This window comes from Aeromonas sp. SG16, from assembly GCF_024436135.1.
Taxonomy (GTDB): Bacteria; Pseudomonadota; Gammaproteobacteria; order Enterobacterales; family Aeromonadaceae; genus Aeromonas; species Aeromonas jandaei.
In genome coordinates this window covers 87,826-108,946 of the sequence record NZ_JANFNW010000009.1, presented here as the reverse complement: position 1 = coordinate 108,946, position 21,121 = coordinate 87,826, and the positions used below count along the sequence as shown (strand labels likewise).

At 61.5% G+C, this 21,121-nt stretch carries 19 protein-coding genes and 1 riboswitch; of the genes, 5 read left to right on the top strand and 14 right to left on the bottom strand.

The window, feature by feature from the left end; genetic code table 11:
* Positions 1-21 precede the first annotated feature (21 nt).
* The 8 genes from thiS to NOM67_RS17985 all read right to left on the bottom strand — a co-directional run bounded on the left by thiS (position 22) and on the right by NOM67_RS17985 (position 8,495).
* A complete protein-coding gene (gene thiS, locus NOM67_RS18020; RefSeq protein ID WP_255939006.1) occupies positions 22-228 on the bottom strand; it encodes a sulfur carrier protein ThiS in 207 nt (68 codons plus the stop codon).
* Positions 225-1,019: a HesA/MoeB/ThiF family protein gene (locus NOM67_RS18015; RefSeq protein WP_255939005.1), complete on the bottom strand. Its 795-nt coding sequence runs from the start codon at positions 1,017-1,019 to the stop codon at positions 225-227. Before NOM67_RS18015 ends, thiS begins: the two co-directional genes overlap by 4 nt.
* A complete protein-coding gene (gene thiE, locus NOM67_RS18010; RefSeq protein ID WP_255939004.1) occupies positions 1,009-2,616 on the bottom strand; it encodes a thiamine phosphate synthase in 1,608 nt (535 codons plus the stop codon). Before thiE ends, NOM67_RS18015 begins: the two co-directional genes overlap by 11 nt.
* Positions 2,613-4,604, bottom strand: a complete 1,992-nt coding sequence (gene thiC / locus NOM67_RS18005; RefSeq protein WP_305121692.1) for a phosphomethylpyrimidine synthase ThiC — start codon at positions 4,602-4,604, stop codon at positions 2,613-2,615. Before thiC ends, thiE begins: the two co-directional genes overlap by 4 nt.
* Positions 4,605-4,883: 279 nt before the next feature.
* Positions 4,884-4,996, bottom strand: a riboswitch (TPP riboswitch).
* Positions 4,997-5,073: 77 nt separating this feature from the next.
* Positions 5,074-5,589: a MerR family transcriptional regulator gene (locus NOM67_RS18000; protein WP_255939003.1), complete on the bottom strand. Its 516-nt coding sequence runs from the start codon at positions 5,587-5,589 to the stop codon at positions 5,074-5,076.
* A 190-nt stretch (positions 5,590-5,779) separates the two neighbouring features.
* Positions 5,780-7,243 carry an aerolysin family beta-barrel pore-forming toxin gene (locus tag NOM67_RS17995; RefSeq protein WP_255939002.1) on the bottom strand — a complete coding sequence of 488 codons (1,464 nt, stop codon included), beginning with the start codon at positions 7,241-7,243 and terminating at the stop codon, positions 5,780-5,782.
* Between the two features lie 259 nt (positions 7,244-7,502).
* Positions 7,503-7,988, bottom strand: coding sequence for a hypothetical protein (locus tag NOM67_RS17990; RefSeq protein ID WP_255939001.1), 486 nt, complete (start codon positions 7,986-7,988; stop codon positions 7,503-7,505).
* An 84-nt stretch (positions 7,989-8,072) separates the two neighbouring features.
* On the bottom strand, positions 8,073-8,495 hold the full coding sequence (locus NOM67_RS17985; protein WP_033112529.1) for a hypothetical protein: 423 nt from the start codon (positions 8,493-8,495) through the stop codon (positions 8,073-8,075).
* An 88-nt stretch (positions 8,496-8,583) separates the two neighbouring features.
* Between NOM67_RS17985 and NOM67_RS17980 the strand changes: the two genes are divergently transcribed.
* A complete protein-coding gene (locus NOM67_RS17980; protein WP_042032226.1) occupies positions 8,584-9,252 on the top strand; it encodes a response regulator transcription factor in 669 nt (222 codons plus the stop codon).
* The gene (locus tag NOM67_RS17975; protein ID WP_255938999.1) at positions 9,249-10,493 is read left to right on the top strand and encodes a HAMP domain-containing sensor histidine kinase; all 1,245 of its coding nucleotides are present in this window, start codon (positions 9,249-9,251) and stop codon (positions 10,491-10,493) included. Before NOM67_RS17980 ends, NOM67_RS17975 begins: the two co-directional genes overlap by 4 nt.
* Before the next feature lie 74 nt (positions 10,494-10,567).
* Here NOM67_RS17975 and rimK read toward each other — a convergent pair whose 3' ends face one another.
* On the bottom strand, positions 10,568-11,464 hold the full coding sequence (gene rimK, locus NOM67_RS17970; protein ID WP_033112532.1) for a 30S ribosomal protein S6--L-glutamate ligase: 897 nt from the start codon (positions 11,462-11,464) through the stop codon (positions 10,568-10,570).
* A 230-nt stretch (positions 11,465-11,694) separates the two neighbouring features.
* Positions 11,695-15,390: a methionine synthase gene (gene metH / locus NOM67_RS17965; RefSeq protein WP_255938998.1), complete on the bottom strand. Its 3,696-nt coding sequence runs from the start codon at positions 15,388-15,390 to the stop codon at positions 11,695-11,697.
* A 204-nt stretch (positions 15,391-15,594) separates the two neighbouring features.
* On the opposite strand from metH, the gene NOM67_RS17960 reads away from it, so the two are divergent.
* Complete coding sequence (locus NOM67_RS17960) at positions 15,595-16,872, top strand: sodium:proton antiporter (RefSeq protein ID WP_104016500.1); 1,278 nt, start codon at positions 15,595-15,597, stop codon at positions 16,870-16,872.
* A 469-nt stretch (positions 16,873-17,341) separates the two neighbouring features.
* The gene (locus tag NOM67_RS17955) at positions 17,342-17,518 is read left to right on the top strand and encodes a hypothetical protein (protein ID WP_104016499.1); all 177 of its coding nucleotides are present in this window, start codon (positions 17,342-17,344) and stop codon (positions 17,516-17,518) included.
* Between the two features lie 121 nt (positions 17,519-17,639).
* On the opposite strand, the gene NOM67_RS17950 is transcribed toward NOM67_RS17955, so the two are convergent.
* Entirely contained in the window at positions 17,640-18,143 is a 504-nt protein-coding gene (locus tag NOM67_RS17950; protein WP_255938997.1) for a GNAT family N-acetyltransferase, read from the bottom strand.
* Positions 18,144-18,284: 141 nt separating this feature from the next.
* Complete coding sequence (locus tag NOM67_RS17945; protein ID WP_041209645.1) at positions 18,285-19,106, bottom strand: HDOD domain-containing protein; 822 nt, start codon at positions 19,104-19,106, stop codon at positions 18,285-18,287.
* A 168-nt stretch (positions 19,107-19,274) separates the two neighbouring features.
* Here NOM67_RS17945 and NOM67_RS17940 point away from each other — a divergent pair, with 168 nt between their 5' ends.
* Entirely contained in the window at positions 19,275-19,541 is a 267-nt protein-coding gene (locus NOM67_RS17940) for a hypothetical protein (RefSeq protein ID WP_033112538.1), read from the top strand.
* A 77-nt stretch (positions 19,542-19,618) separates the two neighbouring features.
* Here the strand turns inward: NOM67_RS17940 and aphA are convergent, their stop codons facing one another.
* On the bottom strand, positions 19,619-20,338 hold the full coding sequence (aphA, locus tag NOM67_RS17935; RefSeq protein ID WP_156854016.1) for an acid phosphatase AphA: 720 nt from the start codon (positions 20,336-20,338) through the stop codon (positions 19,619-19,621).
* 106 nt (positions 20,339-20,444) lie between these two features.
* Entirely contained in the window at positions 20,445-21,119 is a 675-nt protein-coding gene (locus NOM67_RS17930; protein WP_041209643.1) for an ATP-binding domain-containing protein, read from the bottom strand.
* Positions 21,120-21,121: the final 2 nt, after the last annotated feature.

Below are 21,121 nucleotides of genomic sequence, written 5' to 3'. Positions count from 1 at the left end.
TGGGATCGCAAGCATCATGGATCAGCCTCCCGCAATGGCGGTAAAGAGGTGGAGTTCGTCCCCGTCATTGAGACGGGTCTCGGCCCAGCGGCCACGGGGCAGCACGGCGCCGTTAAGGGCCACCGCCACCCCCTGTGGATTAACGTCTTGCGCCGCCAGCAGGTCGGCCACACTCTGCCCTGCCGTCAGCGGCTGGGCTTTATCGTTGAGTAGAATGGTGAGGGTCATGGGGTGATCTCCTTATCGTGTGTCGGGCATCGGTGCTGTCCGCAAACCGGGCAATCGGGATCCGGGGCCAGAGTGAGGGTCTGCCACTGATGGGTCAAAGCATCGAAACGGCGCAATGTGCCGGCGACCGGGCTCGGCATCCCGAGCAGCAGTTTCAGTGCCTCCAGCGCCTGCAAAGAGCCCATCACTCCGACCAGCGGGCCGGTGACGCCGCTGGTCTCGCAGCTCTGGGCGAGCTTGGTATCCAGCGGATAGAGGCAGGCGTAGCAGGCGTGATCGCAGCTGGTGCGCGCCATCAGCTGCCCCTGCCATCCCACTGCGGCGGCGGAGATCCAGGGCTTGCCCTGAGCCACGCAGGCGGCGTTGATGGCCTGGCGGGTGGCGAGGTTGTCGCAGCAGTCGATCACCAGATCCACCTCGGCCACAAACTCCGGCAGGCTGGCGGCATCGAGTCGCTGGTTGATGGCAATCAGCTCCACCAGCGGGTTGTGGGCGGCCAAGCGCTCGCGTGCCAGCTCCGCCTTGGAGTGGTTGACCGCCTCGCTATCGAACAGGATCTGGCGCGGCAGATTGCTGGAATCCACCGTATCGCCATCGGCCAGCCACAAGGTGCCGACCCCGGCCCCAGCCAGATAGAGGGCGAGCGGCGAGCCGAGCCCGCCCAAGCCCACGATCAGCACGGATTTATCTTTCAGTCGTGCCTGCCCTTCTTCACCCACTTCCGCCAGCATCAGCTGGCGGCCGTATCTCAGATACTCTTTGTCACTAAGAGAAGCGGCATCAGAGAGCATGTTCTGCCTCCCGTATAACGGTGGCCGAACGCGGCTCATCCCCTGCCCCCACGGCCGCGAGCAGCCGCTCGGTCGCCCCCTGCCAGTCGTCGCTGGCCGTGATGGCCGAGACCAGCGCGATACTGCCGACCCCGCTTGCCTTGACCGCCGCCACCCGCTCCTCGCTGATGCCGCCGATGGCCACCGTCGGCCACTGCGCCATCAGGGCGCGGTAGCGGTGCAGCCGCACCAGCCCCTGCGGGCGCGAAGGCATCGCCTTGGTGTTGGTCGGGAAGATATGACCCAGCGCCATATAGGAGGGCGCCAGCTCGCGGGCCCGCATCAGCTCGAAGTAGCCGTGGGTGGAGATGCCAAGGCGCAGTCCGGCCGCCTGAATGGCGGCGAGATCGGCGGTCTCCATATCCTCCTGCCCCAGATGCACGCCCCAGGCGCCCGCCTCGATGGCCTGCTGCCAGTAGTCGTTGATAAAGAACCGCGCCCCATGGCGGCGACCGAGCGCTACCGCATCGCGAATGGCTGGCGCCACCTGAGCGGCGGGCAGATTCTTGATCCGCAGCTGGATGGTCTTGACCCCAGCCCCCAGCAGGCGGCGCAGCCACTTGACCGAATCGACCACCGGATAGAGGCCGAGGTTGTGTTCGGTCGGCGCGAAGGGGCCCTGCGGCAGGCGGGCGCAGCTTGTCTCATAAAGTCCGAAGCGGCGATCGAGGGTTGAGCCCGCCAATACGGCGCGGGGGAAGTGAGCCAGATCGGCGGGCCAGCCGAGATAGGCGATGGGACCGGGGCCTGCGCCCACCCCCTGCGCCGCCGCCAAGCCCTGTTGCAGGTAGGCGCGCGCCAGGGTGATGGCGTCCTCCACCGGATAATCCTGCGCCACCACGGCGGCGATGGCGCTGGCGTAGCAGCAGCCGGTGCCGTGGCCGTGGCGGGTATTCAGGCGCGGTGCCGCCAGCCAGAACTCGCGGGTCTCATCCTGGTAGTAATCGAGGCAGAGATCGCCACTCCACTCCAGATGGCCCCCCTTGACCAGCACGGCGCGGGCGCCCAGTTCACGCAGACGGCGGGCGGCGAGGCGCACCAGCTCGGGGCTGCTGACCGGCAAGCCGGTCAGGGCTTCCAGCTCGGGGCCGTTGGGGGTGATGAGTGACAGACGTGGCAGCAGCTGTTCGCGCACCGCCTCCAGCATATTGGGCTCTGCCATCGGGGTGCCGCTGCTGGCAATGGCCACCGGATCGTAGACCACGAAGGGGGCCGGGATGGCAGCCAGTCGGCGGGCCAGCACCTCTACGTGCAGCCGGGTCGGCAGCAGGCCGATCTTGATGGCGGCAGGCGGCAGATCGACGCCAAGGGCGTCGATCTGGGCGGTGAAGGTCTGCATCAGCACCGGGTCGACCATCTTCACCGCCACCGAGTTCTGGGCGGTAATGGCGGAGATGACCGAGCAGCCGTGGACGCCGAGGTCGTGCAATGTGTGCAAGTCGGCCTGAATGCCGGCACCGCCGCCGGAGTCGGAACCGGCGATGGTCCAGACAACTGGGCGGGAGTCCGTCACAGGCGGCAGATCGGCGGGGCTGACAGCCCCGCTTGCACTGCTCACGCCTCCTCCCCTGCGGCCTGTTTCAGCGCCGCCGCCTGATGATAGATCTCGCCACCGGTCTCCTTGAAGGTTTCCGCCATGCGGGCCATGCCGCTCTCCACCTGAGCCACCACCTGCTCCTGCTGGCCGTCCATGCCGACCAGCTTGATCTCCACCGTTTCAAGCTTGGCGGCGTAGTCACGCACGTCCTGAGTGATCTTCATGGAGCAGAACTTGGGCCCGCACATGGAGCAGAAGTGAGCCACCTTGCCGGACTCCTGCGGCAGGGTCTCGTCGTGATAGGCGCGGGCGGTGTCGGGGTCGAGGGCAAGATTGAACTGATCCTCCCAACGAAACTCGAAGCGCGCCTTGGACATGGCGTTGTCGCGGATCTGCGCGCCCGGGTGCCCCTTGGCCAGATCCGCAGCGTGAGCGGCGATCTTGTAGGTAATCAGCCCCTGCTTCACATCCTCCTTGTTGGGCAGGCCCAGATGCTCCTTGGGGGTGACGTAGCAGAGCATGGCGCAGCCGTACCAGCCGATGAGCGCCGCACCGATGCCGGAGGTGAAGTGATCGTAACCCGGCGCGATGTCGGTGGTGAGCGGGCCCAGCGTATAGAACGGTGCCTCGTGGCAGTGCTCCAGCTGCTCGGTCATGTTGCGCTCGATCATGTGCATCGGCACATGACCCGGCCCTTCGATCATCACCTGCACGTCGTACTCCCACGCGATTTTGGTCAGCTCGCCCAGAGTGCGCAGCTCGGCGAACTGGGCCTCATCGTTGGCGTCATAGACGGAGCCGGGGCGAAGACCGTCGCCCAGCGACAGGGCCACGTCATAGGCGGCGCAGATCTCGCAGATTTCGCGGAAGTGCTGGTAGAGGAAGTTCTCCTTGTGATGGGAGAGGCACCACTTGGCCATAATGCTGCCACCGCGCGAAACGATGCCGGTGAGGCGCTTGGCGGTCATCGGCACGAAGCGCAACAGGACGCCAGCGTGGATGGTGAAGTAGTCCACCCCCTGCTCGGCCTGCTCCAGCAGGGTGTCGCGGAACAGCTCCCAGGTGAGGTCTTCGGCGATGCCGTTGGTCTTTTCCAGCGCCTGATAGATGGGCACGGTACCGATGGGCACCGGGCTGTTGCGCAGGATCCACTCGCGGGTCTCGTGGATGTAGCGACCGGTGGAGAGATCCATCACGGTGTCGGCGCCCCAGCGGGTCGACCAGACCAGCTTCTCCACCTCCTCTTCGATGCTGGAGGTGACCGCCGAGTTGCCGATGTTGGCGTTGATCTTCACCAGAAAATTGCGGCCGATGATCATCGGCTCCGCTTCCGGGTGGTTGATGTTGCTGGGGATGATGGCGCGACCGGCGGCCACCTCATCGCGCACGAACTCGGGGGTGATGTTCTGGGGCAAACGGGCACCGAAATCGCGGCCCGGATGCTGGGTGCGCAGGAGCTCGGAGCGCACCCGCTCGCGGCCCATGTTCTCGCGAATGGCGATAAATTCCATCTCGGGAGTGACGATACCGGCACGGGCGTAGTGGAGCTGGGTGACCCGGCGGCCCGGCTTGGCACGGCGTGGCTTTGGCAGATGCTCGAAGCGCAGGTGATCCAGCCCCTCGTCGGCCAGACGCTCCTGAGTGAAGGTGGAGCTGAGCCCCGGCAGTTCGTCGGTGTCATCCCGCTCCAGCACCCAGGCTTCGCGCAGGCGCGGCAGGCCGCGGCGTACGTCGATGGCGACCCCCTCCTCCCCGTAACGGCCCGAGGTGTCGTAGACCGGCACCGGCTCGTTGGGCTCGAATTGGGGATTTTCTTTGGTGCCGCCGACGAAGGTGTCGGCCAGCTGGATCTCCCGCAGGGGTACCCGGATATCGGCGCGGGAGCCTTCGATAAAGATGCGGCGGGAGTTGGGGTGAGCCATCCCCTTGAGGCTGTCGATAAAGGCCTGGGCGCTGGAGCGCTGCTCGCGGCGGCTGGATTTGGTGGTATCAGAAACATTGGTAGACATAGCAAAACTCACATTAACTGGTTGAAGTTATGGGTATTTGCTTGTCTGGAGTTCGAGGAGAAGATGAACTTGCGGCGGGGTGTTTATCTCAGGAGGGAGTGCGCGCGGGATGGATCTCCGCGCTGCTGTTCTGCCACTTCCCGCTCTCTGCACGCTGTGGGCAAGGCGCCCCACGTGCTGGACAACCGGACGGGACAGACTCCCTCCTGTGCGCCCTGACCCATCAGGGTTACCCCTTCGATGAGCGGAAGAGGCTTGTTCCTCCCCCGGCGCGGTAACCCGCAAGTTACCCTTGTTCCCTTCGCAGGTTTTAACCTGATCAGGTTCCACGGATCCCGAATTAACGGTCTCAGCTTCGCGTCGTTCGACGGTCAGCACTCCGACAAGATGGCGCCAGTATAAGGGGGAAAATCCAAAGCACAAGCCGTTAACAATATGGGGCAACGGCTGGCGCTATGGTCAGACAGGGTTACTCCCCGCGCGACCAGGTGCGGATGGCGGCGATCTCCGCGGCGGGGATCTGCAGGGATTCGAGGAATTCCTGATGGGCCTGCGGCTCCATCTTCTCGAACTGGATGTGCCAGTTGCGCATCATCTCTTCGGTCATGCCTGCGGCCTGCATAATGGCAACCCAGCGTGCCTTGTCTACCATGGGGATCTCCTCGTGTGTCTGTTGGCGATAGAGGATGATGGCCCGCTGTTGGCGCCTCAGCTCGGCGATCTCCTGCTCCAGTCGCAGCAGGTGACCATCGAGGCAGGAGTGGCTCTCCTGCCTTGCCGCCAGCAGGGTGCCGATCTCTTCGGGCGGCAACCCCATGGCGCGAAAGCTGGCGATCTGCCGCCCCCGTTCCAGCTCGGCCTCGCCATAGCGGCGATAGCGGTTCTCCCCGCGCAGGGCGGGCAGCAGCAGACCGAGACGTTCGTAATAAAGCAGGGTGGTGCGGCTCAGGCCCAGTTCTCTGGCCAGCCGGGTAATCGTCAACATAGGGGTTCCTTCATCCAGCGGGCAGAGGATAAACCCGCCTATCGTAGACGGGTCAACACCTCCTGCGGATTGACCACCACAATTTCGCTTAACGCCATCATGAGCGAGCAAGCTGCATCGTCGGGTAACAAATCCGGAGAAGGTGCTGAAAGGGAGAACAGGCCTCCATCGGGAGGCCTGCTATTTAGGGTTATTGCACCGGAGTCACGGTGAGGGTCACATTACCAAACCCTTCGCTGGCGAGCGTCGCCTGATCCAGCTCCAGCGCGGTAAGGGCAACCCCTTCGGCAGAGGCACTGCGCAGCTGGGCAGCCTTCGTGGAACCGCTCTGGGGCTGACCAATCTCGATGTCGCCGGCAAACTGGCTCTCGGCATAGAAGTCACCGGTCACCGCCGAGCGGATCGGGCGCAGCACGCGACCAAGGTTGCTCTGCATGGTCGACAAGCCATACTCGCTGATGGTCCAGTTCCAGTCCCACCACTTCACTTCACCCGGGATATAGCGCTTGTCCCACTGGTAACGGATACTGCTGGCCTTGTCGCGGAACGGGCCAACGGCAAAGGTGTGTTCCCAGGTGGGGCGATTGGCCGGATGGGTATACCAGGCATTGCCGCCCCAGCGCAGGAACCCCTTCATGGTCAGGTCATAGTTGACCTCGGCCTTGAACTCATAGGGGTATGAGATATTGGACTTGTAGAGGGCAACCCGCACCGGCACGCTGGAGTGTGGCGGCACCGTGGGACGCGCCTCGACCGAGACGGTCTCGGTGGTCGAGCCACCATGTTGGGAAGCCCAGCTCTGGCTCGCCGCAATCTCGATGGCAAGCTCGGTCTCACCCACCAGTGGCCACTGGAATTTGTTCTTGGTGGTCACCTTCTCACTCAGGCTGTAGGTATCGGTTTTCGACCAGTTGGTGGCCTTGTCATACTTCAGGGTCACCACCACCTGCTGGGGCAGATCCGTGTAGTTGGTCGCATTGGCCGTAATGGTCTTGACCAGCTGCTTGCCACTCTCGGTGACCTGGCCGTGACTGAAGGAGTCAGGCTCCAGGGTATAAGAGAAGTTGCTTACCTTGATGGAGCTCTTCTCTCCGCAACGATATCCGGAGCAGCCACCGTCATTGTTACCCTTAATCAACCAGCCATCACTCAGTCTGGTGACATCCATATCCTCACCGACATAGGGGCTGTGATTGCCACCTACCCAGGCATATCCCAAATAATGGGCGAGATAACTTACCGGCTTAATAAAGTAATCATTGTCATGCACCATTCGCCATTGCACATCAACTTCATCACCTGCAGGAATATTCCATGCAGAGAGAGATGGAATTTCGCCAGATATCGGTGATGTGGGATAACACCATGTTTCCCCTGCCGTTCCCTGTTTTATTTCCCCGTTATATCCAGAGCCCATGATTACCCAGCGATTGGCCAGTCCGGTAATCTGCCATTGGCCCATGCGACCAACCAGATTGCCCTTGATACTCATGGCTTCATCGCGGGTAAGAGGCCGATAGCCACTGGCGCAGACCCCTTCTCCCAGACCATACCACTTAACCTGGTCAGGGTAGACGGGTTCAGCCGCCTGAGCCTGAATAAGCATCAATGAAGATGCAAACAGCGCAAGATTGGCTGTTATTAATTTATTCATCACTTATTCCTCTTTCAGACATACGATAATTGTTATTGTTCTGAAATATCCCTTTTCATTTGACAGGAACGAACTCCAATGAACCCTGCCTGAAATAAAATAAACCACCAAAATTCATCGATGACAAACGAAATATATGTGACAAGGGAAAATAATTAGAGCGATGACTTTATTGAGAAATACATCATAAAATTGTGGCAGGCATTATTTAATGCCTGCCACAATATGGTGGAGCCTTATTAAATAAGAAGATGCTGAATTACTCTTCCGGATTGATCACTTCAATTCTCCGCAATATTCCATCGGCAGAACGGACCAATACCAGTGCACTCCCTTCATGGAGATCGGCAGCCGAGCCGTTGACCCAGCGTATGTTGCGGTCGAGAGGAAACGTGCCGAGGTTTGCCAGCACCAGACGCTGGCCGTCGAAGGATTGCAGGCGATCCTCTGCCCGTTGCCACTGCCCGGCCCCCGTCAGCGATCTGGCCGTCAGCAGCTCAATTCGGGTGGCCACCCCGTCGGCCACCAGCAGGGAGAGGCGATCACCCGGCCGCAGGGGCCCTACCCAGGGTTCACCCTGTCGCCAGACCGGAGCGCTGCCCCACTCCACCTCGGCCCCCTGAAATTGCAAATGGATGCCGTCATCGTGTTCCAGCTCCACCAGCCACAGTTCGTCGGCAATCGCCTGCGCGGCACAGAGCGGCAAACCATATAGCCACGCACACCACTTTGTTCTCTGTTCCATGTTGTTCGTCCCTGAACAAAAAGCCCATGCCGGATAAGCATGGGCTTCATTCAGGAACATTGCGAATCTGCAGCAGCGATCGGGTTACTTGTCCTCGTGACAACGGCTCAGGCGCATGCCGTCAAACTTGCACTCCAACTCGAGCCAGCGTCCCTCGAAGGGGGCCAGGCTGTTATCCGAGGTGGTGTAGCCCCAGATCCGCCCCCCTTCGACCGGCCCTTCCAGATCCATCTCGTCCTTGTCATCTTCATCGAGGGCCTCGACCTTGCGCACATAGCGCACGCCGTTCTCCACCACCCCCTTCATCTCGACCCAGGTGCCGCCCAGATCATCCTCGTTGAGCCAATCCTTGAAGCGGGTCTGGTCATCGATCACGAACGGCAGACCGTTGACCATCAGCTGGCCAAGCTGCCAGGTGGTGCGGCCGGTCAGTTTGAATTCGGCAGCCTGCGCAGATCCGAGCGGCAGCAAGATCAGCAGCAGGAGAGCACAGAGAGACTTCTTCATCGTGGATCCTCGGGGTTACACTGGCGACAGGATGATGTATCCGGTGTGAAAAGAGCGTGAAGCTGCTCGCCAACCAGGAGTACAAAGCATGAAGATTTTGGTAGTGGAAGACAATCCTCAGGTGGCAGAAACCATCATGGATTATCTGGAGCTGGCCGGCCACCGGCTGGACTGTGCCTATCACGGTCAGGCGGCACTGCAACTGCTGGCCGAACAGCGCTTCGACGTCATCATCATGGATGTGATGATGCCCCGTCTAGACGGGCTCAGCACGGTCGCCCGCCTGCGCGAAGAGGGGATCTCGACCCCGGTGCTCTTTCTCACCGCCCGCGACAGTCTGGAAGACAAGCTGGCAGGCTTCAAGGCAGGTGGCGACGACTATCTGGTCAAGCCCTTCGCCATGGAGGAGCTGGAGGTGCGCTTGCAAGCCCTCAGCCTGCGCGGCCCGCGCGGCGACATCGGCGCCATCACCTTTGGCGAGCTGACCGTCGATGCCGCCAGCGGTCAGGCGACCCGTGCCGGCGTCCCCCTCAAGCTCGGCAAGATCCCGTTCCAGATCCTCGCGCTGCTGGCTCGCCGCGCGCCGGCCATCGTCACTCGTCAGGAGGTGCTGGATACCGTCTGGGGAGAGGAGGAGCCCGACTCCGACGCCCTGCGCAGCCACATCTACGCCCTGCGCAACACCCTCGACAAACCCTTCCCCACCCCCATGCTGGAAACCCTGCACGGTCAGGGCTACCGACTGGTGAGCGCATGAGCCTGCCGAGCCTGCGCCACCGGCTCATCATGGCGCTCGGCGGGGCGGGCGTGGTGCTGCTGGTGCTGCTATCCGGCCTGATGATGGTGGCCGAGGACAAGATGGAGGAGCTCAGTCTGCGCCACTGGCTGGAGGCGGAAGTAACCCGCTACAGCGACGACTGGCTGCGCCTCGGTGCCGCGGCGGCGGCGCCCAGCCCGCGCCAGTTCTCCAGCTACTGGACCGAGTCGGGACGCCTGCCCAGGTGGCTGCAACCCTACCAGACCCCGGGCTTTTTCGAGCACCAGCTGGGCAAGGAGGACAAACACTTTCTGGTGGCGCGCCACCCCTCCGGCAAGGGGATGCTCTATCTGGTCTTCAACGACGATGCCGATGACTACCTCGACCCCTACGAGGACAAGCTGCATCTGGCTACCCGGCTGATCGGGCTGGCGCTGCTGCTGGGCTGCCTCGGCTTCGGCATCTGGCTGGTACGCCATATCACGGGGCCGCTGCAGCGGCTGCAACACAGGGTCGCCCACCTCACCCCGGATCAGGCGGACTTCATCCCCGATGCCCCCTGGCAGGAGCTCAGGGATATCGAGCTGGCACTGCTGGCCGGCAAGCAGGAGGTGAGCGCGGTGTTTGCCCGCGAGCAGGAGTTCAGCCGCTTTGCCAGCCACGAGCTGCGCACCCCCAACATGGTGATCCAGGGCTCAGCCGCCCTGCTCGGCAAGGTGAGCGATCTGCCCGCCCCCGCCGAGCGCGCCGTCACCCGCATCCGGGCCGCCGCCGACGAGATGGCCCTGCTCACCGAGACCTTTCTGCTGCTGGGCCGCAAGGAGGAGGTCGAGCGACCGAAGCAGCAGGTGGCGCCGCTGATCCGTCAGGAGCTGGCCCGGCTCGCCCCGCTGCTGCAGCGAGAAGCGCTCGATATCCGTCTGGTGCTGGATGAGGCGAGCGAGGTCGATTCCCCCCTCTCCCTGCTCGCCATCGCCCTTGGCAACCTGCTGAAAAATGCCCTGAGCTACGCCGAGGGCCATATCGACATCGAGCTGTGCGGCGCGGTGCTCACCATCAGCAACCCGACGGCAGCAGCGCCGGATCAGATCCTCGGTTACGGCTGCGGCCTCACCATCATCCAGCGCATCTGCGAGAAGCTGGACTGGCAGATTGAGACCCGACTGGAGGATGGCGTATTCAGCGCAAGGCTGGCGATGATCGCTGCCGAACAGTTCCCTCTCCCTGCGGGAGAGGGTTAGGACGCTGCGGCACCAACCAGATAGCAACAGGGCGCCCGAAGGCGCCCTGTTTTTTGGCTGATGCAAATCCGGGATCACTCCACCGGCTTGTGCTTGCGCCCGCCCTTGAGCTCGAGGAACTCGATGATCTTGCCCGCTACATCCTTGCCGGAGGCCGCCTCGACCCCCTGCAGACCGGGAGAGGAGTTGACCTCCAGCACCAGCGGGCCGCGGGCACTGCGCAGGATATCCACGCCTGCCACGTCCAACCCCATGATCTTGGCGGCGCGCACCGCGGTAGCGCGCTCTTCCGGGGTGATCCGGATCGCCTCGGCGGTGCCGCCCCGATGCAGGTTGGAGCGAAACTCGCCGGGCTGGGCCTGACGGCGCATCGCCGCCACCACCTTGCCGTTGACCACCAGACAGCGGATATCGGCGCCGTTGGCCTCGCGAATATACTCCTGCACCAGAATGTTGTTGTTGGTCTGGATGAAAGCCTCGATCACGCTCTCGGCGGCTTTCTGAGTCTCGCAGAGCACCACGCCGATCCCCTGGGTACCCTCCAGCAGCTTCACCACCAGCGGTGCACCACCCACCATGGTGATGAGGTCGGGCACGTCGTGGGTACTGTGGGCATAACCGGTGATGGGCAGACCGATACCGTGGCGGGAGAGCAGCTGCATCGCCCGCAGCTTGTCGCGGGAGCGACTGATGGCCACCGAGCTGTTGAGCGCCATGGTGTTCATCATCTCGAACTGGCGCAACACGGCGGTGCCGTAGGCGGTGATGCTGGCCCCGATGCGGGGGATCACCGCGTCATAGCTCTCCAGCTCCCGTCCTTCGTAGTGAATGGAGGGGTTGTGGGAGGCGATGTTCATATAACAGCGCAGGGTGTCGAGCACCTCGACCTGATGACCGCGCGCCTGTGCCACCTCGACCAGACGGCGGGTGGAGTAGTTTTTCGGCTCACGGGATAAAATGGCGATCTTCATGACAATTCCGCTAGAAGGCTATGCCTGGGCAGGATGGGGCGGGAGAGTATAAGGTGCCACAGCGCCAAGACAACGCCAATTGTTTCTCCTGACAACAAGCCAAATAACGCAGAAGCCTGCCCAATCAGCACGGCGCGGTGAAACAATAAACGGCGGCTCTGCGCGCCCTTCAGAGGCTGCTCGCAAAGTCCGCCGTTTTCGCTCAAAGGCCGAGCAGATTGGTTCTCTCGTTACCCCAGATTGGGGGCGAGCCAGCGCTCGGCTTCGGCCAGCGTCATCCCCTTGCGGGCGGCGTAATCCTCAACCTGATCTTGCTGGATCTGCGCCACCGCGAAGTATTTGCTCTCGGGGTGGGAGAAGTACCAGCCCGACACCGCAGCCCCCGGCCACATAGCGTAGGATTCGGTGAGCTGCATGCCGATGGCCTGCTCGACATCCAGCAGTTCCCACAGGGTGCCCTTCTCGGTGTGCTCCGGGCAGGCCGGATAACCCGGCGCCGGACGGATGCCCCGATAGTTCTCGCGAATAAGCTCCTCGTTGCTGAGGGCTTCATCGGGGGCATAGCCCCAGTGCACTTTGCGCACCTGCTCGTGCAGATACTCGGCAAAGGCTTCCGCCAACCGGTCACACACCGCCTGAATGAGGATGGCGTTGTAGTCGTCGTGATCCGCCTTGTAGGCCCTGGCGATGGCCTCCTCACCGATGCCGCCGGTCACCGCGAAGGCGCCGATCCAGTCAGGCTTGCCACTCTCTTTCGGCGCCACATAGTCCGCCAGACAGTAGTTGGGGAAGCCCTGCTTCTCGCTCTGCTGGCGCAGGTGGTGCAGCACTTTTTTCACTTCGTTGCGCGACTCGTCGCTGTAGACCTCGATGCTGTCCCCCACCGCATTGGCCGGGAACAGGCCGATCACCCCGGCGCAGCGCACGCTCTGATCCTTTTCCAGCTGGTCCAGCATGGCGTTGGCATCGGCAAACAGCCTGGTCGCCTCCTCACCGATAATCTCGTCCTCAAGGATACGCGGATACTTGCCCGCCAGCTCCCAGCTGAGGAAAAATGGCGTCCAGTCGATGTAGGGGCGCAGCACCGAGATGGGCACGTTCTCGAACTTCTGCACACCCGGCTCGCGAGGCTTCGGCGGCTGGTAGCCAGCCCAGTCCAGCTGATGGCGGTTGGCACGCGCCTCCGCTAGCGTGATGGGGCGCGAGCGCGGCTGCTTGCGGGCGTGCTGCTCGCGGGCGATCTCGTACTCCTTGTCGATACGGGCGACGAAGTCGGGTTTGAGATCCGGGCTGAGCAGGCTCTGGGCTACCCCCACTGCGCGAGACGCGTTGGAGACATAGACCACCGGCTCCGAGTAGTTCTGCTCGATCTTCACCGCGGTATGTGCCTTGGAGGTGGTGGCGCCGCCGATCAAGAGCGGCAACTTGAAGCCCTGGCGCTCCATCTCCTTGGCCACGTGCACCATCTCGTCCAGCGACGGGGTGATGAGACCGGAGAGACCGATCATGTCGGCTCCCACTTCCCGCGCGGTCTTGAGAATCGTCTCGCAGGGGACCATGACCCCGAGGTCGATGATCTCGAAGTTGTTGCACTGCAGCACCACCCCGACGATGTTCTTGCCGATGTCATGCACATCCCCTTTCACGGTCGCCAGCACGATTTTTCCGTTGCTGGAGCCACCCGATTTCTCCGCCTCGATATAGGGCTGCAGATAGGCCACCGCCCGCTTCATCACCCGGGCCGATTTCACCACCTGCGGCAGGAACATCTTGCCGGCGCCGAACAGATCGCCGACCACGTTCATGCCATCCATCAACGGCCCTTCGATGACATGCAGCGGCCGCTCAGCCTGGGCGCGCGCCTCCTCGGTATCCTCTTCGATGAAGTCGGTGATCCCCTTGACCAGCGCGTGCTCCAGCCGCTTGCCCACCGGCCAGCTGCGCCACGCCTGATCCCGCGGATCCTCGGCCTGGGCACCGGCACCGCGATACTTCTCGGCGATGGCCAGCAGCTCCTCGGTGGCGTTGTCATTGAGGTTGAGCACCACCGCCTCGACCTTCTCTTTAAGCTCGGCCGGAATGTCTTCATAGATGGCGAGTTGGCCGGCGTTGACGATCCCCATGTCCATGCCGTTCTTGATGGCGTGATAGAGGAAGACGGCGTGAATGGCCTCCCGCACCGGCTCGTTGCCGCGGAATGAAAACGAGACGTTGGAGACACCGCCGGAGATCATGGCGTGGGGCAGGTTCTCCTTGATGTCCTTCACCGCATCGATGAAGTCCACCGCGTAGTTGTTGTGCTCGTCGATACCGGTCGCCACCGCGAAGATGTTGGGGTCGAAGATGATGTCTTCCGGCGGGAAACCGACCTGATCCACCAGAATGCGGTAGGCCCGCTGGCAGATCTCGAACTTGCGGGCGCGGGTGTCGGCCTGACCCGCCTCGTCGAACGCCATCACGATGACGGCGGCACCGTAGCGGCGCAGCAATCTGGCCTGCTGGATGAACTTCTCCTCCCCCTCCTTCATGGAGATGGAGTTGACCACCGGCTTGCCCTGCACGCACTTGAGGCCTGCCTCCAGCACCTCCCACTTGGAGGAGTCGATCATCACCGGCACCCGGGCGATGTCCGGCTCGCCGGCGATAAGGTTGAGGAAGCGCACCATGGCCGCTTCGGCGTCCAGCATCCCCTCGTCCATGTTGATGTCGATGATCTGGGCGCCGTTATCCACCTGCTGCTTGGCGACGTCGAGCGCCTCGTCGTAGAGCCCCTCCTTGATCAGCCGCTTGAACTTGGCTGAACCGGTGACGTTGGTGCGCTCTCCCACGTTCACGAACATGGATTCTGGGGTAATGATCAGCGGCTCCAAACCCGACAGGCGGCAGGCCACCGTCAGCTCGGGCAAAGCGCGCGGCTTGATGCCGGAAACCGCGCCAGCCATGGCACGAATATGGGCCGGGGTGGTACCGCAGCAGCCGCCAACCATGTTGAGGAAACCGCTTTGGGCCCACTCGCGGATATGCTCCGCCATCTCGGCGGCATCGAGATCGTACTCGCCAAAGGCATTGGGCAGACCGGCATTGGGGTGAGCGCTGACATGGGTCTCGCTGATGCGCGACAGCTCCTCCACATACTGCCGCAGCTCGTCCGGCCCGAGCGCACAGTTGAGCCCGAACGAGATGGGTTTGACGTGGCGCAGCGAGTGGTAGAAGGCTTCGGTCGTCTGGCCGGATAGAGTGCGGCCGGAGGCGTCGGTGATGGTGCCGGAGATCATCACCGGCAGGCTGTAGCCCAGCTCCTCGAATACCAGATCCACCGCGAAGGCGGCCGCCTTGGCGTTGAGGGTATCGAAGATGGTCTCGATCAGAATGATGTCGGCGCCGCCCTCGATCAGGGCATGAGTCGATTCGGTATAGGCGGCCACCAGCTGGTCGTAAGTGACGTTGCGCTTGCCGGGATCGTTCACATCCGGCGAGATGGAGGCGGTGCGGTTGGTCGGCCCCAACACCCCTGCCACGAAGCGCGGCTTGTGGGGCTCTTTCGCCGTCCACTCGTCCGCTACCGCGCGGGCAAGACGGGCCGCCTCGCGGTTGATCTCGGCCGAGAGATCTTCCATCTCGTAATCGGCCATGGCGATGCGGGTGGCGTTGAAGGTGTTGGTTTCGAGGATATCGGCACCGGCGGCGCAGTACTGCTCGTGGATCTCGCGAATGACGGCGGGGCGGGTCAGCACCAGCAGATCGTTGTTGCCCTTGATGTCGGTATGCCAGTCAGCAAACCGTTCACCGCGGTAGTCCGCCTCCCCGAGTTTGTAGCTCTGGATCATGGTGCCCATGGCCCCGTCGATGATCAGGATCCGCTCCTTGAGACAGGCTTCCAGCTTGTTTGTCACATCCGACTTTCTGTTCGACTTTTCATTCGCCACCGCGTGTTCCTCTTACATCCGTGCAACTGCGTAAACAGCATCCTAACAGCAAACCAGCGAATTGGAAATCTAGCCGTCTATCAGTCCAAAATCGCAGCCATATACTCATTTATAGGTAATGAGTAACATAGACCCCGAGAGTACCCTATGCCCGTCCCGCATGGGGATACGTGCTTGCTATCTATCTACGAGTAAAAAATAACTATGAGCGTCTACTACACACTCTGTTTTCTGGCAGCGTTGGCGATCTTTATTGCCTTTGCCAACCAGTATGTTGTGAAGATCCAGACCACCATCGCCATCACCGCCGGTTCCATGCTGATCTCTGCGCTGCTGGTGCTGTTCGGTAAACTGGGATGGTTCAATCTGGAGCCTCTTGCCATCAAAACCATGGAGAGCATCGACTTCCAGAATTTCCTGCTGAAGGGGATCCTGGGCTTCCTGCTGTTTGCCGGTGGTCTTGGCATCAACCTCAAGGCGCTGCGTAGCCAGAAGTGGGAGATCACCATTCTGGCCATTATTGCCACCCTGCTCTCCACCTTCATCATCGGCTACGGCTTCTGGTTCATCGCCAAGCTGCTGGGCTGGGAGCTGCCGCTGGTCTACTGCATGCTGTTCGGGGCGCTCATCTCCCCCACCGACCCCATCGCCGTACTGGCCATCGTCAAGAAGATGAAGGCGCCGCCCCAGATCGCCATCCAGATCGAAGGGGAATCCCTGTTCAACGATGGTGTCGGCCTCGTTATTTTCGCTACCGTGTTTGCCGTTGCCTTCGGCGGTGTCGAGCCCACCTTCGGCAGCGTGGCCGGCTTGTTCCTGCATGAGGCCCTAGGCGGCATCCTGTTCGGCGTCGTGCTGGGCGTCATCGCCCACGTGATGATCAGCGCCACCGACGACGGCTCGCTGGAGCTGCTGCTCACCCTCTGCATCCCGACCGCCGGCTTCGCCTTCGCCAACATGATCGGCGTCTCCGGCGCTCTGGCCATGGTGGTAACCGGCATCATGATCGGCAACTGGACTCGGAACGTGGGCTTCTCCGAGCAGAGCAGCCATCACCTGGATCACTTCTGGGAGTTGATGGATCAGTTCCTCAACGCCCTGCTGTTCCTGCTGATCGGTCTGGCGCTGGTACTACTGGATCTGGCCTGGCATGACTGGGTACTGCTGGTCATCGCGGTGCCGCTCTGCCTCGCCGCTCGCTTCATCAGCGTCTCGGTGCCCTATATGGCCTTCCGCAAGTTCCGCACCTACAACACCTTCTCGGTGCGGATCCTCACCTGGGGTGGCTTGCGCGGCGGTCTGGCCATGGCGATGGCACTGGCGCTCCCCTCCGGCGTCATGATGATCCCGAGCCACGGTGTCGACCTGCGTCAGGTGATCCTGGTGATGACCTACGCGGTGGTGATGTTCTCCATCGTGGTGCAGGGCATGACCATCACTCCGATGATCGCCGCCGCCAAACGCGCCAACGGCGACTACTGATCATCCGCTGGCTGACAGATGCAAAAGGGCTCCTGCGGGAGCCCTTTTTGTTGCTGGCAAAGCTGTGCCGGACAAGTCCCAGCCAAACTGCCGAAAATAATTGTTTGCTTTTTATTCATTTCGAGGAGAGAATGCGCGCCGGCTAGTTAATCAGCCCTGTTTATGTTTGCCCTGCAATGCTTCACCTCACGATGAATCCTGTCAGTACCCGCATAACCTTCTTCTGATTTACTCGCCCTGAGAACCGTTCAGGCTGTCCGCCTGCGTTGCCCGGCTCTCACGGTGCAGACCCGCTCTGCCCACTCAATTTGAACTATGCAACCGCATATTCCTTGCACCTTGCAAGAGCAGAGGCCCGCGAATGGGCTGGGTATACCTGCGCGCACGCCAACAACACCGTTGCACGCACTCATTGACCTGACATTTGCCAACACAAGGAGCAATTACTTAATTTATATAGAGAAATACCATGATGAAAACCGTACAAACTCGTAAACCCCTGCGTCGCAGCAAACCCATCAACCTGCCCGTGCAAGAGCACGACTACGATGCGTTTCTGATCCAGTTCAGCACCCGCTTCAGCGGCGGCTTCGCCATCTCCTGTGATGGTATCGCCGGCGAGTTCTCCATCGAAGAGCTCAACTGATCCCCTTCCCAACCGGGCAGCACCGATGCACAAGGGCCGCAACTCACGGCGGCCACTTTGATGCGACCTCATCTTCCCTGACGATACACACAGCCAACCGGCGATATTTCTACCTGTAAGCTCACCCTTCGGCTTCAAGCAGCAAGCACTCATCGGCATCTTCGCTCAACCTAACCAGACGGCTGCGAACCAGCCCCAGCTTGGCCAACAGGCCGATAGAACGCTCATTGCCCGGCGTAACGATGGCAATCACCTGCCCGATCCCCAACCGGCTTTTGCCATCGGCGATGGCCGCCTGTGCGGCCTCAATGGCGTAGCCATGACCGCGATACTGCGGCAGGAAGGCGTAACCGATATCTTCACGGGGCAAGCTGTCGCGTTTGATAAGGCCGCAGATGCCGAGGCTGACCCCATCCTCTTTCCGCACCACCAGATAGAGGCCGTGACCATGACGGGCATAGCTCACCGCTGGCCCCTGCTGGATATACTCCTGCGCCTGTTCGAGTGTGCGAACTCCCCGATCGCCGATGTAACGATGGAAATCGGCATCATTGAGCAGTTCGAGAATGAAGGGGGCGTCGGCGATGGTCAGTTCACGCAGTACGAGACGGGGGGAGGTAATCATGGCAAGGGCTCTCTCAAAACAGGCGAAGTCAGCAGAGTGCCCCCTAGGCAACCGGCTGACAAGCAATAGCGGGCTCACGGCCATGAAAAGGGGGCCAACCTCGGCCCCTTTTTACGATGTCACACAGCGGTAGCAGAGTGGTCAGGCAGCCAGCAACCCGGCATAGCCATTACCCTGCTCGCGCAGCGCGGTGAACTGGGCGGCGCAATCGGCCCAGGAGAGCCCCAGCTTCTCCGCTACCTTGGCAGGCCACTCGGGAGGCGCCTCTTCACCCACATCGGATTGCGCTGCCAGCACAATCGCCAGATGGATCAACCCGGCTTCGGCGGAGAACTCCTTTGCCAGCATGGGGTTGTAGTGATACTCCACCGCATTGCTGATGGTCTCGGGGAACTTCCAGTATCGCGCCATGGCGGCACCGACCTGGGCATAGTTGAAGCCGACCACCAGCTCTTCCGCCTTGGCCCGCCCCTTGTGCAATTCCAGATCGTGAATGTGGTGGACTGTGTTTTCCGGCAGCCCCACATGCATCACCAGTCGGCCAAGGTCATAGAGCAGGGCACAGGTAAAGACCTCATCCCCCTTCATTCCCTTCTTCACCGCCAGACGACGCGCCAGCTCTGCCACGTTGAACACGCAGCCCCAGAAATGTTTGAGGTCAATGCCGGGCACCGCAGTGACCGATTCGGTCAGCCCGCAGGCCAGCACCATGTTGCGCACCATCGCCAGTCCAAGCCGCACCGCAGCTTCATTGACGGTACCGATCTGGCGACTGCTGCCGAACTTGGCCGAGTTGGCCAGACGCAACAGCTTGGCGGAGATGACAGGGTCCTTGTTGATCAGCTTGCTGATCTTCAGCAGATCCGGATCCTTTTCATTGAAGGTCTGGATCAAATCGCGCATCACTTCCGGGATCTGGGGCAGTAGCTTGGGCTCAGCCAGCAGGGAATCTATCGTGGGCATAGGCGTGTCCATCCATGTTATCTGTGTTCCAACCTGTTTGCCGCGGCAAACTCCCGTTAATTATGGGTAACAAATGGCTGCGTGATCGGATTGTTTGTGTGGATGGTAAACGGGAGCCGCTCCGCTTCGGGTTATACTGCGCTCCTCACTCACTGATGCGAAAAACCGATGAACGACTCTCAGGAATTTTTTGACGAAGACGCGCTGCTGGAGATGGTGGAGAACCAGCTCAACGACGGTCACCCGCCCCACGTGAAAGCTACCTTGATGAGACTGGTGATGAAGGGCACCCCGCGGGAAGAGGCACTGCAATATATCGCCTGCGCCCTCGGTGCCGAGCTGATGGCGATGGAGGCCGATCAGGGCCCCTTCAATCTGACCCGCTATGGCGAGTTCCTCGACAGCCTGCCCGAGATGCCATGGGCAGACGACTGACCCGAGCTTGATGACGGATGCAAAAAGGGCGGGTGCCGATGGCCCCGCCCTTTTTACATCTGCTGAATACCAGGCGATCAGAACTGGGAGTTGATGATCACCTCTTCCCCCAGCGCCCCTGCCAACGGCAGTGGCCGATAGGTGGAGTTGGCCGAACGCAGCAGACGAATGCCGCGAATGCCGATCTCCTGCGCCGCCTTGATGTCGCCATCGGCATCGCCGTAGAAGATCTTCATCTGCTTATCCTTGAGCCACTGCACCTTGGTATTCTGCCCCGGCTGGTCGCCGGCAAAGATCACCGGGTTGAGCTGATCGGCCGGAATATTCATAGTCTGCTGCAAGGTCTTGCTCACCGTCTCGGTCTTGGTAGCTGAACGACCGGTGACGAAATAGATGTGATCGCCGCGCTTGAGGTGCATGGCGATGAGCGCCTTGCCCACCTCTTTCGGCACACTGAATTCATCCCAACCGTTGTTCATCTTCTCCCAGAAGGCCGGGTTCTTCAGGTAGCTCTCGTCGTTGGGAGAGAACTCCTGCTTGCCGCGATAAAACCCCGGGCTGGAGAAGAGCAGGGTGTCGTCGATATCAAAGCCGACTGCCATCGGCGGCAATCCATCCAGGCTCTTGGCAATCTGCTCCACCGAGACCCAGTGGATGGGGGCCTGCTGGGCCAGAGTCACAGTGGTAACACCGGCAGGAACCGGCTGGAGCGTAGCTGCCTCACGGGCAACTGCTGGCATGGCGAGGATGGTAGCCAACAAGGTGGCAAGCAGCGCCGGACGGGTGTTCAGTTTCATAAAAAAGCGCCTTTATCTTCAAACAAAAGAGGGGGCCAATAGTGCCCCCTTGCTGCCTGGCAAACTGTGAATCTCCCGGCAAAAGGGAGCATTTGGCGCCCGATAATTAATCTTCGATTGGCAGCAGATCGGTAAAGACAAAGCCATCGCGCACCACTGTCTCACCGACCCGGATCCCGAGTGGGCGCGAAAACATCGGGCCGTCGTAGGCCAGGGTGTGAAACTCGCCGTTCTCGCCACAAGGGTCGACCCCCTCGGGCAGAGCAGCCAGCAGTGCCTCGTCAAACTCATGGCCCCCCAGCGCACCATCCAGCTTCTTCGGATCCAGGGTGCTGATCTTCGCCTTCAACCCCGCCGTCATCATCTGCTGCGCCAGCTCCCTGGTGTTGCTGCCCCAGAGCGGGAAGAGCGGCTCGATGCCGGTACCGGCCAGCTGTTTCTCCCGGTAGGCTCGCACATCCTCAAGGAAGAGATCGCCAAACGCCATATGGCGGATCCCCTGCGCAACCACATCGGCGATAAAGCCGGTCATGATGCGGGCGTAATCCTCGTTGCTGCAGGGCCAGGGCAGATCGATGGTGATGAGGGGCAGACCGACACAGGCGGCCTGCTCGGTCAACAGCTGCTTGCGCACCCCGTGCATCGCCACCCGCTCGAACTCCTGATTGAGGGTGGTGAACAGCCCTACTACCTCGATGGCTGGATCTTGCCGCAGCTGATGCAGTGCCCACGCACAATCCTTGCCGCTGCTCCATGAGAGCAGTACCCGTTTCTTTTCCATCA